12 protein-coding genes and 2 pseudogenes are annotated in these 16,457 nt (G+C 34.8%); 5 read left to right on the forward strand and 9 right to left on the reverse strand.

The genetic code is table 11. The features are described 5' to 3' along the window. Positions 1–378: 378 nt before the first annotated feature. Positions 379–693, reverse strand: a complete 315-nt coding sequence (locus L950_RS07710; RefSeq protein WP_031287313.1) for a zf-TFIIB domain-containing protein — start codon at positions 691–693, stop codon at positions 379–381. Positions 694–936: 243 nt separating this feature from the next. Then, the gene (locus tag L950_RS07715; protein ID WP_021188459.1) at positions 937–1,302 is read right to left on the reverse strand and encodes a PEGA domain-containing protein; all 366 of its coding nucleotides are present in this window, start codon (positions 1,300–1,302) and stop codon (positions 937–939) included. Positions 1,303–1,624: 322 nt separating this feature from the next. On the opposite strand from L950_RS07715, the pseudogene L950_RS07720 reads away from it, so the two are divergent. Next, positions 1,625–3,249, forward strand: a pseudogene (locus tag L950_RS07720) (ABC-F family ATP-binding cassette domain-containing protein). A 70-nt stretch (positions 3,250–3,319) separates the two neighbouring features. Here the strand turns inward: L950_RS07720 and L950_RS07725 are convergent. After that, complete coding sequence (locus L950_RS07725) at positions 3,320–4,915, reverse strand: discoidin domain-containing protein (protein WP_021188460.1); 1,596 nt, start codon at positions 4,913–4,915, stop codon at positions 3,320–3,322. 682 nt (positions 4,916–5,597) lie between these two features. On the opposite strand from L950_RS07725, the gene L950_RS07730 reads away from it, so the two are divergent. Together L950_RS07730 and L950_RS32410 are read left to right on the forward strand one after the other, a co-directional pair. Then, on the forward strand, positions 5,598–8,246 hold the full coding sequence (locus L950_RS07730; RefSeq protein ID WP_231576971.1) for a TonB-dependent receptor: 2,649 nt from the start codon (positions 5,598–5,600) through the stop codon (positions 8,244–8,246). Further along, the gene (locus L950_RS32410; RefSeq protein ID WP_231576972.1) at positions 8,198–8,485 is read left to right on the forward strand and encodes a TonB-dependent receptor; all 288 of its coding nucleotides are present in this window, start codon (positions 8,198–8,200) and stop codon (positions 8,483–8,485) included. Before L950_RS07730 ends, L950_RS32410 begins: the two co-directional genes overlap by 49 nt. A gap of 72 nt (positions 8,486–8,557) precedes the next feature. Here the strand turns inward: L950_RS32410 and L950_RS07735 are convergent, their stop codons facing one another. From L950_RS07735 to holA, 6 genes are all read right to left on the reverse strand, one after another. Beyond that, positions 8,558–9,016, reverse strand: coding sequence for a membrane protein (locus L950_RS07735; RefSeq protein WP_021188461.1), 459 nt, complete (start codon positions 9,014–9,016; stop codon positions 8,558–8,560). 242 nt (positions 9,017–9,258) lie between these two features. Next, positions 9,259–10,842 carry an MDR family MFS transporter gene (locus L950_RS07740; protein WP_021188462.1) on the reverse strand — a complete coding sequence of 528 codons (1,584 nt, stop codon included), beginning with the start codon at positions 10,840–10,842 and terminating at the stop codon, positions 9,259–9,261. A 4-nt stretch (positions 10,843–10,846) separates the two neighbouring features. After that, positions 10,847–11,938 carry an HlyD family secretion protein gene (locus L950_RS07745; protein ID WP_021188463.1) on the reverse strand — a complete coding sequence of 364 codons (1,092 nt, stop codon included), beginning with the start codon at positions 11,936–11,938 and terminating at the stop codon, positions 10,847–10,849. Between the two features lie 12 nt (positions 11,939–11,950). After that, complete coding sequence (locus L950_RS07750) at positions 11,951–13,255, reverse strand: TolC family protein (RefSeq protein WP_021188464.1); 1,305 nt, start codon at positions 13,253–13,255, stop codon at positions 11,951–11,953. Beyond that, complete coding sequence (locus L950_RS07755) at positions 13,245–13,862, reverse strand: TetR family transcriptional regulator (RefSeq protein ID WP_021188465.1); 618 nt, start codon at positions 13,860–13,862, stop codon at positions 13,245–13,247. Before L950_RS07755 ends, L950_RS07750 begins: the two co-directional genes overlap by 11 nt. A 211-nt stretch (positions 13,863–14,073) precedes the next feature. Next, a complete protein-coding gene (holA, locus tag L950_RS07760; RefSeq protein ID WP_021188466.1) occupies positions 14,074–15,075 on the reverse strand; it encodes a DNA polymerase III subunit delta in 1,002 nt (333 codons plus the stop codon). A 103-nt stretch (positions 15,076–15,178) separates the two neighbouring features. Between holA and L950_RS07765 the strand changes: the two genes are divergently transcribed. After that, positions 15,179–15,637 (forward strand): type I restriction enzyme HsdR N-terminal domain-containing protein, encoded by a 459-nt coding sequence (locus L950_RS07765; RefSeq protein ID WP_021188467.1) that lies wholly within the window; start codon positions 15,179–15,181, stop codon positions 15,635–15,637. Between the two features lie 96 nt (positions 15,638–15,733). Further along, positions 15,734–16,455: pseudogene (locus L950_RS07770) on the forward strand (ATP-dependent Clp protease proteolytic subunit). The last annotated feature ends 2 nt before the right edge of the window (positions 16,456–16,457 follow it).

Here is a 16,457-nt window from a genome sequence, read left to right on the forward strand (position 1 = left end):
GTTTCTATAAAAATTTTGCGTTGCAAACATAGAGACTATTTGGATAAATAATTTCTTCACAATTGCCAATATCTTATGCATAAAAGACAAAATCAAATAAATAGAATACAAAACAACTCAATTAAGACATGCTATGAAAACGCAATAACTCATTTAATGAAAATTAAATTCTAAAATAGAAATATATTTACAAACGACATAATGTTATTTTCTAATATAAAACCCATATGACGTAAAAAAGGTCTACTGAATAACGGGAATGTATTCAGCAGACCTTTTCCTTATGGTATCATATATTTTTTAGCTAGACCCAACCGTAAAAACCTAACTTATTCCTTCGCAGGCCGTAATAAAACAGTTATAATTTAATACCAGATTTTAGTCAAAATCAAAGAAATCTGAAAGAAATGATTTCTTCTTTTTAGGATATTGCTGATGTTTATTATGGTCATCACGGTGACCCTCGCGATAATGCTCACGATAATCGGATCTTTCCCTATTGCTATACTCAGGACGGACTGATCGATCTTCATAAGTATTTGAAGATACTTTGTTTTGCTCAGCGGCATAAGACATCAACTTATCAAGTTCTCCTTTATCCAACCAGACACCTCTACAAATAGGGCAATAATCAATTTCAACCTGATGACGCTCTGTCATCAATAAAGTTTCGTTGCAATTTGGACATTTCATATCTTTCTATTTCTAATTTTTCAATCAATTAAATAGCAATTTACTGAAATTAAGACTATCATCACGTTGCTATCTGACACATTTCACATTATTTAACAAGTATTATCATAACAATGTAATGCTGTTGATTTTCTCTTTATATATGCCCCTAAAAAAGAAATTCATCACTTAAGACATCAAAGATTAATCCCATTCTAAAAATTGAGAAAACTTTGACACCAAAAAGTCTAATAGCATATATTTTTATTTTTTAGGATCCAGTGTTATTTCATAGACTTTAGGATCATATTTCATCATCGCCCCAGTAGCAGCATCAACACCCCAACCAATTATTCCAATAAAGTTTAAGATAGAGACCGGATTAAAAGTTGTTTCAGGTTGAAACATCTTAAATTCATAGCCTTCTTTCTTTAAAGTAACTGTTTGACCGCTAAAACCTTTTTTAAGTCTGACTGCTACAGGAGTTATGCCCCTATCAAGACCATCAACCTCAACTTTAGCACCTTCAGGAAAGGTTTTAATAGTCACTGTTTGTTTTGTCCCTGTAAAAATTGTCGCACAAGAAGTTAAAGTAATAGTTACCAACGATAATAGTAAAATTTTTTTCATAATATGTTTATTGAGATAAAGTGCAAAGATATAAAAGGAAGTTATTATCATGAAAACAACTTAAGATTAATTTAAATAAATTTAGATCTATTTTGAATTTACACCAAATTGCCTATCCGGTAATGAAGTAAAATCATATATTAAATTCTTGACGAGAGAAGAATATGCTACATGTAAAAAAAATATCATTATTCTTTTTAGAAAGCCTCTAAAAACTACCTGACCTCAAATCATAATAATCACACGGAAAGCAGAACTTTAACTTTATAATATCTTTAAAAATGGACTTAAAAAAGAGAGAAAAAAAGCGTACCTTTGCGGTATGATTAATGTATCCAATCTTTCTCTTCGCTACGGTAAACGCGTATTGTTCGAAGATGTCAATCTCAAATTCACACCTGGTAACTGTTACGGTATTATTGGTGCCAATGGAGCTGGAAAATCGACTTTCTTGAAAATTGTTTCTGGAGAAATTGATCCTTCTACAGGTTCCGTTGCTTTTACACCAGGCGATAGAATGTCGGTATTAAGCCAAGATCACTATGCTTTTGACGAATTTACAGTTTTGGAAACCGTAATGATGGGTAATCATGAGCTATACAAAATCATGAAAGAGAAAGATGCGATCTATATGAAAGAAGATTTCTCTGATGCTGACGGTGAACGCGCTGGTGAATTAGAAAGCTTATTTGCTGAAATGGACGGCTGGAATGCTGAATCAAATGCCGCAACACTCTTAAGTAGTTAGGTATAAAAGAAGAATTCCATTATAAATTAGTTTCAGAAATTGACGGTAATCAAAAAGTACGTGTCTTATTGGCGCAGGCTTTATTTGGTAAACCAGATATTTTGATTCTCGATGAGCCTACCAACGATCTTGATATTAATACAATTGCATGGTTAGAAGATTTCTTAGCTTCTTATGAAGCTATCGTATTAGTTGTATCCCATGATCGTCACTTCTTAGATGCTGTATGTACGCATACAGTAGATATTGATTTTGGTAAAATGACGATCTATACCGGTAACTACTCTTTCTGGTACGAGTCTTCTCAATTAGCGTTGAAACAACGTACTGATCAGAATAAGAAAACTGAAGATAAGGTTAAAGAATTGCAAGAATTTATTCGTCGCTTCTCGGCCAATGCATCAAAATCAAAACAAGCAACTTCACGTAAGAAAGCTTTAGATAAGATCAACATTGATGAAATTAAGCCTTCTAACCGTAAATATCCTGCGATCATGTTTAATACCATGAACAGAGAACCAGGAGATCAAACTTTACAGGTCGAAGGACTGAGCAAGACAGTTAACGGCGAAGTTTTCTTCAAAGATATTACCTTCATGATTAACAAAGGTGATAAAATTGCAGTATTAGGTGCCAATTCATTGATTACTTCTGCATTCTATGATATCCTTACAGGACGTGACAAAGATTTCAAAGGAGATATTAAATGGGGTATTACGATCACTCCTGCAGATATGCCAATGGATAATTCACCTTTCTTCGAAGGTAGAACAGAAAATCTGGTTGATTGGCTAAGAGATTACACAACAAACCCTGATGCTGATGAGCAATTTATTCGCGGTTTCTTAGGTAAGATGTTGTTCTCTGGAGAAGAAGTCTTGAAAAAATGTTCAGTACTTTCCGGAGGTGAGAAGATGCGCTGTATGTTCTCCAGAATGATGCTTCAAGGTGCAAACTTCTTAATCTTTGATGAGCCAACGAATCATTTGGACTTAGAATCCATTACTGCTTTGAACAACGGTATGGTAGATTTTAAAGGTTCCATGTTATTCACTTCTCGTGACCACGAATTAACTGAAACGGTAGCAAACCGCATTATTGAATTAACGCCAAAAGGTATCATCGACAAGTTGATGACTTACGATGAGTATATTAATAGTGAAATTGTACAGGCACAGCGTGCTGAAATGTATAAATAAGAATTATTATCTATAAAAAAGAGAGGCCTTGATTGTTATAATCAAGGCCTCTCTTTTTTCATAATCTATATTAATTTGAATAAACTCCAAAATCAGCTAAATGTGAATAGAAGAAATTACCCCACGAACTTGTCGACTCTATTTTTAGATACTGTGTATTTAGTACCGATGTAAAATCTACATTGATCCAACTTCCTGACACTTGTATCAATTGAGCTGTCTTTACCAACGACCAGCTAGTACCATTTGTACTTGAGTAAATATTAATATCCTTCATCGCCCCGTTTAGGTTATCCCGATTTCTAAAAGCGACTCCTTTTACAGATCTCAAAGCCCCCATATTCACAGAAAAATAATGCGGCTGTGGCGTTTGAGCTGACGACCAAGGCGTATGCCATATTGTACTTCTATTTTTATCTAAAACGTTGCTTGCAGGCGCACCATTTTCTTGACTATCAGCTGCTATGATTGACCAGCCTGTTATCGGTAACAAGTTGTGAACAACAACTTTAGACAAATCAGGAAGATTATTGACAAAACTATATAAGTAACTATAAGTCGACCGGCTACCGTTCTCATGCATAAAACCAATACGAAGCTGGTAGTCTCCAGTTAAATCGTAAAAATCTGCCAATGGGCACTCAAATCTAAAGCTGTCAACGCCAATTACTTTAGTCGACCATTGCACAGCATCATAATCCTGATTACCACCATATGGACTTCTATCATGCCAAATCACGCCATCTTTCACCGGCTTAGTCGCTGTAAACTTACCTGAAACAATAATTTTATTGCTAGCTACAGAAGCTGATAATGATGTAATATCTACAGAGGCTGCTTGGTACCAATCTGTACGTGTTACTGTACTGAATACTTGACTATTATTAAATGTTGCTGTAGTAGCTTGTGTCAGCGAAGTTGTAGAGATGCCATAAGTCGAATTACCACTTCCCATCAATGCCGTACCTAAAGTAGGAGCCAATGTTTTATTCATGCGGTTATGGCTAGCGTTAAGACCATGACCTAGCTCATGAATCATTCCTCCAATCCATACTGTTGCTTTCCAGCCGATATCGCCACCTATTCCTAAATTTTTAGCGTCTAAATTCACATAGTCCAGCGCATAACATGTGGTACCCGTTCCATAAAATGGCGGACCTCCTGGATTCGCCGGATCACTATTGTAAGTAGGAATGACAATCAGATTATGCTCACTTTTCTTTGCAGAAGGATTTAAAGCATAGTAAGCATCCACTTCCGATTTCACTGCGCCACTCCCCCCCTCATAAGGATAAGTTGCTTTTCCAAAATTACCTGGAATGTAGATAATATTAATTAGAGAGTCGTTGATCAGATCCAAACCAAAAGATTTACGACCAAAACCTTCGCGGTCCATGTTCGAAGCAAACATTTCCTGCGCATCGAGTAATATCTTACTCAGGCGCTTTCTGAAATTTGGTATAGAATCCAAATCATTCGGCACAAAGTAAACAACATTTAATTTGTAGGGATTGTTGCGCCATTCATTAGTCAAATTAAGCGCTTGCTTTTTTCCTAGACCGGATTCATCCTTGTCATAATTACTCAAATCCTGTGTAATGTCTTTACAAGAGAATACAGTAAGTAGCACTATACTACAGAGTACGTAAAAAGATTTATTCTTCATATTTTATGTTATAATGGTGTTAACCGAATTTATAAAAGACAAATCATTTTAAAAAAAATTATTTAAAAAATATAATATTTTACTTAACGCAAACGATTGTTTTTCGCAATCAACTATACTATTTGTAACAAAAGCATAGTAAAAACTATTTCACAACCAAAATATTAATTACGATTAAAGAAAAATTACAAGCACATTGATCAACGATGAGGTCATAAAAATGATTTTTCTTATAGTGAATGTGGCTTATAATTCATTTAGGCAAGTAAACATAGAATAGATTTAAATTTCTAGTAGAGGTGTTCAAAACCTGAATCATTAATAGCTAGATTTTTTTTATTCCAGCCTCCTACTTACATCCAAAAAAATTATTATGATTCTTTTTATCTTTCTTATACAGCGGAAAGATGTTAATGATATAATAAAACGAAAATAATTACTGCAGGTAGCTTTTACACGAAAAAAATCATAAATTTTTAACAGATAAAAGATTGACTATTTTATATTGATTTTTTTAAAAAAACCTTTCTAAACGTAACTTAAAACAATATTCATATTAAATTATAAGCGCTCAATTACAGATAGTTAAAAACTAATAATTACTATTATTTAAAAATAAATGCTGTAATATGAAAACTAAAAAATATATTTGTCTACCAAATCGATAGATTTAATATTAAATATGAAAAGAACATTACTAAATTTTATTATCATCGCGATTATTGGGGTGGCCAAAACTACTCCCTCTTTTGCTCAAGGGTCCAATATTATTGAACTCACCGGTCATATTATTGACCAGAACACAAAAGAACCTTTGCCCGGAATTACCATTACAATTCAAGGAACTGTAAACGGAACATCAACGAATAACAAAGGTGATTTTAAACTCAACACAAAAGCAAAATATCCTTTTACATTAAAAGTATCTGGAGTTGGTTTTGAAACAAAAACTTACGAAGTAACAGGTCCAGAATCCAACTTAAATTTAGCATTATTGACGCAAACAATTCTCGGAAAAGAAGTGGTAGTCACGGCATCACGTACACAGGAAAGTATCTTAAAATCTCCTGTTTCAATTGAAAAATTAGATATCAGAGCTATTAGAGAATCTCCTGCCCCTAGTTTTTATGATGCACTTGAAAATGTTAAGGGTGTTCAAATGACCACTTCAAGCATTACTTTCAAAATTCCAAATACTCGAGGTTTCAATATTCCTAACAACTTTAGATTTGTTCAGTTGGCTGATGGTGTAGATATGCAAGCGGCGACATTAGGCGTTCCATTAGGTAATGCCATAGGTCCTACAGAATTGGATATTGCAAGTATAGAAATAACTCCTGGCGCTTCTTCCGCTCTTTATGGTATGAATGCCATTAATGGGATGGCTAATCTATTGACAAAAAATCCGTTTTTATACGAAGGATTAAGCGTTTACTCCAAAAATGGGCTAAATCATACCGGCGGTACTGGTCGAGAATTGAGTAATTTGACAGAGAATGCCGTCCGTTTTGCCAAATCTTTCAATAATAAATTTGCATTCAAAGTCAATCTGAGCTATTTAAGAGGAACTGACTGGTTGTCTAATTCTTATCAGGATCAAAATCCAAACACATTAAACACAGCAAACCCTGGCTTCCCAGAACTTTCGGAAAGTAACAACCCCGCCTACGATGGCTGGAATATTTATGGTGACGAAAATAATAATGCTGTGACCCTTTCGGGTTTGAACATTAATGGTAAAGCAAACCAATCTCTAATTGTGAGACGTACAGGTTACAAAGAGGAAGATCTTTCAAAGCCTACAGTTGAAAATTTAAAATTTGATGCCGCATTACATTATCGCCTTACTGAAAATGCGGAATTATCTTATAGCTACCGATTTGGTCAAATGGATGGCGTCTTTCAAAGAGGAAATAAAATCCAATTGGATAATGTAAAGGTTCAAAATCATAAATTAGAATTAAAAGGAAATGACTATTCTATAAAAACCTACCTTTCTACTGAAAACACGGGTGACTCCTATAATATTAAACCTTTGGCAGACAATTTAGACCTGACTCATTTATCTAATAATGCATGGCGAGATCTTTATAAAAACTCATTGCAAACACAGTTAAATGAAGGAATATCTTTAACAGATGCTTTAAGAAATGCCAGAATAGTAGCTGACAAAGGTCGTGTAGAACCTGGTACAAAAGATTTTGATGAACTAAAAAATACCATTACTAAAATCAATAATTGGGATCATTTGAATGCAGGCGTTAAAACCGGTACCGCAACAGGTGGTGCTCAATTGAAACAAATGAGCAGAACTTACCACGTTAATGCACAATGGGATTTAAGCCGACACATCAATATTTTCAACTTATTAATAGGGGGTGATGCGACCATTTATGAAGTAGTTCCTGACGGAAACAACTTTGTGGATTTTAAAAGACCTATAGCAGACAGGAGTCAGCCTTTGTCAAATGGTTCTTTTGGTGAAAATGTCTATTACAAAAAAGTTGGGGGTTTTGGACAGATTACAAAATCTCTTCTGGATGAGAAATTAAAACTTTTTGGATCATTACGGGTTGATTATAATCCTGAATTCTCAGCTAAAATTAATCCTAGGATTGCAGCAGTATATACCCTAAAAGAAAAACATAACCTTAGAGCATCTTTTCAAAATGGATATCGCTTTCCTGCTCTATTTGAAGCACTATCATTTGTCAATAACGGAAATGTACGTCGCGTAGGAGGCTTGTCCTATATCAATGAAGGACTTGGATACTTAGATAATTCATATACCCTTCAATCCGTAAATAGTTTTAATGCAGCGGTAAACAAGGATGTCGCAACTGGATTGACAGCTAATGATGCGGCACTTAAAAACCGGGGACTTTTAGCTGTTACAAATTTAAAGGCAACAGAGCCAGAAAGTATCAAGTCTTTCGAAATTGGCTATAAAGCGGTATTGTTTCAAAACAAATTAGCTATTGACTGGGATCTTTACAGCAATGTCTATAATGGATTTTTAGGTCAGGTAGAAGTCGCCGTCCCATCTACAGATAAGATCACAACAGATGCATCTGTTATTGATATGTTAGCTAGTAATAGATCCAAACAAACCCGTTACCGTGTTTATACGAATGCCAAAAACAGTTATAACAATTATGGAAGTTCTCTTGGCATTACTTATAACTTCAGTGGTAACTATACAGTATCCGGCAATATTAACTACAGTGATATTACTAAAAATAAAGAATCTGATTTATTTGTTACCGGATTCAATACTCCTAAGTGGCATCTAATCTATCTTTCGGAAATAGACAGATTCTGCCAAATGTAGGTTTTAATCTTGTTTGGAAATGGCAGGATGCATTTGACTGGGAAAGCCCGCTTGTGAATGCCCGTGTCTCCGCTTATAATAATATTGATGCACAGGTTAGTTACAAGATGCCTAAAACAACTATTAAACTTGGTGGAAGTAATATATTAAACAATCATTATATACAATATGCAGGTGGACCTACACTTGGCGCTTTATACTATATGGCTATCACTTTTGATAACATCTTAACGAAATAATATTCCCTCCCCCCTTCTATTATAATTGGTTTAATCCTCCTCATCTCTCGATGACGGAGGATTTTTTAAACTTTATTTTAAATAAAGCCCAAAATACCATACCCATGCTATTAAAATAAGCTGCATCGGAAGTCTTTGTGCATATAAATAATTCATCCCCGGCCCCGTATAATCGGCTTTAAAAATATTGATCATCTTTCTCGAAGAATTAACATTTGCAATGAAAACGACAACAAAAAATATAATGAGCAATATTGCAGTGGTTGCTCTTAATGAGGGTATCATCAATCCGATTCCAGCTGCAATTTCGAGTACTCCCGTTAAGTATACTAAAAACAATTTTGCAGGAATAAAATCTGGCATCATCATCACCATACCTTTTTGAAATCTAAAATGTGACAAACCAGTGAAAATGATAAAAACAGTCATACCAAGATTACCTGCAAATAAAAAATCCCAAAAACCGTAGACTAATTTTGTGCCTATCAGGGCAAGAAAAAAAGCTGTAAAAAGAATAAGTAATAATTTCATAAGTCGATCATTAGTTTGTCCTAATCTAAATCTTGTTTTAAGTTTACAAGTGCATCACTTGAGAAACAAATAAATTAACGATTTGTTACAATCAAAATGATCTGTTAGATTCAGTTCTTTTCATTAGCACTATTTTTCAGATAAACTTTTATCTGCTTTTTACATTAATCCGAAATTATTTACAAAAAAACAGCCGTATATATATTTACGGCTGTTTCTATTCTTTTAAATTTTTATCTTATTTAGTGTAAGCTTGATGTATCCACTTTGTTCTTACCTTGTTTGATCATCAGCACGAATGGTACACAGGCTATGAATAATATCCCGATGTATAAAAACACATCCATATAAGATAAAACAGTAGCCTGCTTCATGACTGAACCTTCTAATAATTGATAAGCTTTTCCTAAGGCTTCATTCGGGGTAAATCCTTTAGCTATAAAACTAGCCTGCATCTGATTGATACGTTGCTGTACCTCAAAATCAGTTGGATCTAAATTAGCTAATAAATTAACCCGATGGCTTTGACTAAAGCGAGAAATAAATGTCGTAATCAAAGCAATACCAAATGAACCACCCAATTGACGCATCATTCCCGTAAACGCCGCTCCTTCACCAATACTTTTACCCGATAAGGTCGACAATGATAAAGTCATTACTGGCACAAACAATAGACCTAAACCCACACCTCTAAATATTAAAGGCCAAAACATGTGTTCCGCTCCCGTATCATTCGTCAGACGGCTGTACATCACAAATGAAAAACCAAAGAATACACATAAACCTATCGCGACCATATATTTCTGAGGAACCCCATTCTGAATCATCTTACCGATAAAAGGCATCATGAAACCAGTCATCAGAGAACTCGGAATAAGCAGTAAACCTGCATCTGTTGCTGTCCATCCCAAAATAGACTGGGTGTAAATCGGAATAACAAATGTCGAACCGAACAAGCCGAAACCGAGTATAAAGCTCATCACGACACCAACTTGTAGATTTTTATCCTTTAAAACCCGCAAATTAACAATCGGCCGGTCATAGGTCAGCTCTCTCCAGACGAAAAACAGTAATCCTAAAACTGATGTAACCGAAAGAATAACAATTGTACTATTGGAGAACCAATCATCCTGCTGTCCATGCTCCAATACAAACTGTAAAGAACCAATAAACATAATCAAGAAAACCACACCCCACCAATCCACATCTTTAGCAGCCTGTTTTTCACCATATTTAGGACTCTTAACAAATGTAAGTGTCAAAAGAACAGCAATAATACCCAAAGGAACATTGATATAAAAAATATAAGGCCAAGAGAAATGATCTACGATATAACCACCTAGAGGAGGACCTAGCGTTGGCCCAACAATAACCCCCATTCCGTATATGGCCTGCGCCATACTTCTCTTTGCCGGGGGATAACTTTCGGTAATAATAGTTTGAGCAGTAACTAATAATGCTCCTCCACCCATTCCCTGTATAAATCTAAAAAATACCAGTTCCCAAATATTGGTTGAATTGCCACATAAAAACGAAGCAACCGTAAAAATAATAATAGAGGCTGCAAAATAATTTCTGCGCCCAAACTGTTGTGATAGCCAACTTGTCATGGGGATCACGATCACATTCGCGATTGCATATGCTGTAATGACCCAAGCGATATCCGTTAACGTCGCACCCAATGTTCCTTTCATATCATTGAGAGCGACATTGACGATGGTGGTATCCACAATCTCCAATAAAGCACAAAGAACTGCTATAATAGTGATGATGACACGCCGATACCCATATTCAATGAGACTATCCTGATCAAGTGTAGCTGTCATAATCTTATTTTAAGTGAACGTCAACGTCAGCGTTCATTCCTGGACGCAATAAAGCAATATGATCAGCTGTGTTAGCTTTCGTTAATAATATCTTCACAGGAAGACGCTGTACTGTTTTCACAAAGTTACCAGTAGCATTATCCGGAGGAAGTAAAGAAAATTTAGAACCTGTTGCCGGTGAAAATGAATTCACTTCACCTTCAAATTCGATATTTGGATACGCATCAACAGTAACTGCTACCTTTTGTCCAATTCGAATATCATTCATCTGTGTTTCTTTGAAATTAGCAACAACCCAGGTCTCATGATTATCAACAATGTAAAATAATGCTGCTCCAGGATTAACCATCTGTCCAGGTCTTATTTTTACATTAGAAATCTGACCGTCTGCAGAAGCAGTAACTACTGTATACGAAAGATTCAATTTAGCGGCGTCAACAGCTGCTTTAGCGCGTTCAATATTAGCCTGTGCTACTGCTGTTTGTTTACTTGCAACATTTGTTTTACTCAGCACAGCCTGACGTTGTGAATTTGACGCATTTCGCTGTTGTTTTAAAATCTCAACTTGCTTCTCCGCCTCTAGCTTAGTTGTTAAAGCCTGTTCATATTGCTGTTTCGTAATTGAATGGTTATTATAAAGATTCGAATACCGGTTGAAATCATTTTGAGCTTGTTCTGCACGAATTTGCGCAACATCAATACTTCCAATATTAGAACGAACCGTCGCATCAGAAATCGCTACATTAGCAGAAGTGGCATTTACATCAGCTTTCGATACTTCAAAAGATCCCTCTGCGCCCAACAAAGCAGCTTCAGCTTCTTTCACCTTTATCAGATAATCCTGTGTATCAATCGTAAATAATGTATCTCCCTTTTTTACAATATCATTATCCTTTACATACACTTGTGCAATATAACCACCTACTTTAGGAATGATTGGGTTCATATTTTTATCAACCTGTGCATCATCTGTTGTTTCATGCGACTGGCTGTGGATGTATTTATAACCACCATACCCTCCTCCAACTAAGATAAGAGCAATAAGAATGAAGACAAATTTCTTATTTGATGGTTTCTTTTCTTCTTGATTTTCCATTGATATTTATAATTATTTTGTTGTTAATTGACCATTTACTAAAAGTAAATCATAATATTTCTCTACAGTATTAGCTTTAGAAATCGCTAAGTTAATTTTTGATTGCAGCTGTTGTACATCGGCTTCTAATAAATCATCTGTATCCGCCACACCATTATCATATTTATCCTTTACGATACGATAATTTTCATTCGCCTGATTTACTGCCTCTGTATACAATTGATTTTGAGAAATCGTCAAGTGATAATTTTCATTCGCCTGTTGTACCTGAACTTTAATTTTGTCGTTCATAATAACTACATTTTCATCCACTTGGCTTACTTGATTACGGGCGATATTGACATTCTTCTTATTTTTATAAAGTGATCCAATATCATAAGAAACTCCTACACCAACATTCACGGCATTTTTCACTGTTACCAAATTATGTACGTCCAGTGCAGCATAACCACCCGTTAATGCTATTTTTGGCAATGCATTAGATTTCTCAATATTGACCTTATTCAAAGCAATATCATGTTGTGCCTGTAAGGCCTTCAATTCATTTCTATTGGCCAACGCGGTTTGAACATCAGAGAAATCTCCTGCTATAGGTGCATCATCCAGATTGATCGCAGAAACTTGAGTAGCCTCATCTAGTTTTAAAAAATTAACCAACTGGTAATTTAAAACATTCGCATTTTTTTTTGCTTCCTGAAGAGAAACCTTATAATTAGACAATTGCAATTCAGCTTTTAAAAGATCATTTCGTGGAATGATCCCATTCGCCTCCATCGCTTTAAAATCTGTCACACGTTGCTCAGATCTTTTAATATTTTCTTCCATTAAAAGTGCAGTCTGTTGCGCTTTATACAAATTGATATACAAGCTAATACCTTGTTCAGCCAATTGATCTTTTAACGCTAAAGCTGAGAACTCCTCCATCTTCACAGCATTGCCAGCTGCTGCGATACTGTTTTTAATTTTTCCACCTGTGTAGATGGGCATACTTACAGAAGCCTGTCCCAGCATTAACTGATTAGCTTTAATATCCATCGGATCTGAAGATGATGATACAGGTATCCGAAGTTTAACATCCGGAGAAGTCATTGCTAAATATTGTCCGCTCAACTTAGCGTCAGGAAGTAAACTATTCTTTGAAGCATCCAACTCCAATTTTCTTCCTTTAATTTTTGTTTCTGAAGCTTTTGCTTCCAAACTTTGTGTCTGAGCAAGACGGATTACCTCTTGCAAAGTGAGGGGATCACCCTGTTGCGCAAATGCAACCCCCTGTAGACAGAAAAGTAAGAGTGCCAACTTCCCTATTTTAATATTCATATGTTAATAAAGCTTTAATCGTTCTTTGTAAGTGGGTTACTAAAGTTGACTCCATATATTGACTATACTCCTCATCAGTAGTAAGATTTAATTCTGATTTTAGAAAAGATCTGTTCATCTGAAAATTCATGAACGTCCCCATCATTGTGGCATGTATCAAGATTGGATCATTACCTGATCGAAACTCGCCTGCATATACTCCTTTTTGAAGAATACTTGAAATGACATTTAAATTGTGCTTTTTTAAATTTTTATAGGAATCGGAAAGCATCAACCTTTTTTTCACTCCGGCTTCTATTGCCAAAATATGATAGATCGCCAAACTAGAATTCATATATTTAATATAAGATTTCACCATTTCGTCAAGGATATCCATCACAGGAATAGTTAATTGTAAAATACTCTCATCCATCTTGAATTTTTCAACCCTGTAGGTAAAAAGATCATCTAACAATTTATCTTTAGAACCAAAATAATAATTGATCATGGCGACATTGACCTGGGCTTCTTGTGCTATATCACGTACAGATGTACCATCAAATCCACTTGTAGCAAAAAGCTTTTCTGCGACATGCAATATTTCTAATTGTTTTTCACTGAATTCCATTATTGGGATTTTAAAAACCGTGTGCAAATTTAAACAAGCGTTTAATTTAAACTTTACAAAAAGATAACATTAATTCGATATCACTGTAAATAAGGTAAATAACATCGATCTACATTAGGTTTTCCATAAAAAAAACCTCACTCAAACAAATGAGAAAGGTTTTTTTATAAAAATATTGAGAAGATTTTAATCGTTATTTCTTATAAAATTGCTAATTAAGTATTGTAAAAATCAATTCTGTCAGGATATCTTTAGTACTCGTATTACCTCCTACATTCATTCCTTTTGATTTTAAATCTGCATCTTTTAATGCTTCGATGATCGTAAATGTTTTTCTTCTATTGTAGTTACGTGCTGCAAGTTCATATTCTTTCATAAAAAAAGGATGAACACCCAACTCTTTAGCGGCTGTGCTTTTATCAATTATATAATGATATTTTAAGACCTTCGTAAAATATCCAGCTATAGTACCTAGAACTAACACTAAAGGATTACTTTTTGGATTTGCGGCAAAATAATCTATAATCTGATATGCTTTAAATGCGTTGCGTTTCGCTAAAGCAGTATTCAGTTCAAAAACATTAAAATCTTTTGAGATACCAATATTTTGTTCAATATCTGACACAACAATTTCTCTTTCCTTTGGTACATTGAGCATCAGTTTATTCAGCTCATTGACAATTTTAGAAAGTTCAGTACCTAAATATTCTGACAGTAGAGCAGCTGCTTGAGGGTGTATATTCCATCCCTGTTCTTTGATATAAGAAATAACCCATGCGGCTATTTTATCATCATAAAGTTTGTTTGATTCTACGACAAGGCCTTTTTTTTCAATGGCTTTGTATAATTTCTTACGTTTGTCAAACTTGCCATATTTATAATCAAATACCAAAACCGTACTCAATGTACATTGCTCTACATATTTGAGAAGCAATTCGTCATCCTTCCATTTCAGATCCTGAGCCTCTTTAATAATAATCAGCTGGTGATCACTCATCATTGGATAACGCTTGGCAGCATTCACAATTGTCGAGAAATCAGTATCCTTTCCGTAAAGTACAGTTTGATCAAAACCTTTCTGAGCATCATTAAGAACCGTATGCTCTAATGCATCACTTATGACATCTATAAAATAGCTTTCCTCACCGTGCAATAAATAGACCGGCTGAAATTTACGTTTTTTAATGTCTGTTAAAATAGGACTGATATTCATGATGCCACTAAATTACAACTAAAATGACGAACCGTAAAATTTGAATAACGGAATCCTACATCTCTTCTATTTTGAATAATTCAAAAATTAGTATCTTTGTCCTATGTTTAACCCAATTCCGTTAAATTTACCGCCATATCCAGCGAAATTGACAAAAGAGAATGAAACCATTTTCATTTTTGACGATTTACGAAAGAAGAAACTTGTTTTAACTCCGGAAGAATGGGTTCGCCAACATTGGGTACACTTTCTCCATATCAACAAAAAGTATCCTAAATCCTTAATGAAGATAGAAGGTGGCTTACGACTGAATGACCTTCAAAAACGAAGTGATTTACTCATCTATAATAATCAAGGAGAAAAAATAGTACTAGCTGAATTTAAGGCGCCACATATAAAAATTACACAGGCGACCTTCGAACAGATCGGTAATTACAATTCTATCCATAAAATTCCGTTACTCTTAGTAAGCAATGGATTGCAGCATTACTATTGTAAAATTGATTTTGAAAACAAATCATTTGCCTTTATAAAAGAGCTGCCGAGTTATGATCAACTTTAAGAGAATTGTAACTCATGTGTAAAACAAATGGCATATAGTATTTATTATTTAAAATATAGTTTTATATTAGTCTTATAAATTTGAATCACAAAGAATATGAATATAGATAAAAACGAATTCAGAAAATATGCAATCAAGCATCACAGAATTGGAAGTCAACATGTTGATGGATTTATTGCACGAGCGCAAGTAAACACACCTACAAACTTGACTCCATACATCGTAGAAGAACGTCAATTAAACGTTGCTCAAATGGATGTATTTTCACGTTTAATGATGGATCGTATCATTTTCTTAGGTGATGGTATCAACGATCAGGTAGCAAATATCATTCAGGCACAATTGTTGTTTTTACAATCAACAGATTCCCAAAGAGATATTCAAATCTACATCAATTCACCAGGTGGTAGTGTTTATGCAGGTTTAGGTATTTATGACACGATGCAATATATCGCACCAGATGTTGCTACAATCTGTACAGGTATCGCAGCTTCTATGGGTGCTGTATTATTGGTTGCTGGAGCAAAAGGTAAACGTGCTGCATTGAGACATTCACGTGTCATGATCCACCAACCTTCCGGCGGTGCTCAAGGTGTTGCTTCAGATATGGAAATCAATCTTCGTGAGATGATGAAATTAAAAGAAGAAACTTTACACTATTATTTGCTGACCACTCAGGACAAACTTACGAATGGGTAGAAAAATCTTCTGACCGTGATTACTGGATGAAGGCTTCCGAAGCAAAAGACTTTGGAATGATTGACGAGATTTTACTTCCTAAAAAGGAGATTATTAAACTAATAATGGCGAAAATATAAAT

Source organism: Sphingobacterium sp. IITKGP-BTPF85 (genome assembly GCF_001006065.1).
Taxonomy (GTDB): Bacteria; Bacteroidota; Bacteroidia; order Sphingobacteriales; family Sphingobacteriaceae; genus Sphingobacterium; species Sphingobacterium anhuiense.

Coding starts and splice junctions, on each gene's coding strand:
- L950_RS07710 (WP_031287313.1), bottom strand. CDS start 693: ATGAAATGTCCAAATTGCAACGAAACTTTATTGATGACAGAGCGTCAT.
- L950_RS07715 (WP_021188459.1), bottom strand. CDS start 1,302: ATGAAAAAAATTTTACTATTATCGTTGGTAACTATTACTTTAACTTCT.
- L950_RS07725 (WP_021188460.1), bottom strand. CDS start 4,915: ATGAAGAATAAATCTTTTTACGTACTCTGTAGTATAGTGCTACTTACT.
- L950_RS07730 (WP_231576971.1), top strand. CDS start 5,598: ATGAAAAGAACATTACTAAATTTTATTATCATCGCGATTATTGGGGTG.
- L950_RS07735 (WP_021188461.1), bottom strand. CDS start 9,016: ATGAAATTATTACTTATTCTTTTTACAGCTTTTTTTCTTGCCCTGATA.
- L950_RS07740 (WP_021188462.1), bottom strand. CDS start 10,842: ATGACAGCTACACTTGATCAGGATAGTCTCATTGAATATGGGTATCGG.
- L950_RS07745 (WP_021188463.1), bottom strand. CDS start 11,938: ATGGAAAATCAAGAAGAAAAGAAACCATCAAATAAGAAATTTGTCTTC.
- L950_RS07750 (WP_021188464.1), bottom strand. CDS start 13,255: ATGAATATTAAAATAGGGAAGTTGGCACTCTTACTTTTCTGTCTACAG.
- L950_RS07755 (WP_021188465.1), bottom strand. CDS start 13,862: ATGGAATTCAGTGAAAAACAATTAGAAATATTGCATGTCGCAGAAAAG.
- holA (WP_021188466.1), bottom strand. CDS start 15,075: ATGAATATCAGTCCTATTTTAACAGACATTAAAAAACGTAAATTTCAG.
- L950_RS07765 (WP_021188467.1), top strand. CDS start 15,179: ATGTTTAACCCAATTCCGTTAAATTTACCGCCATATCCAGCGAAATTG.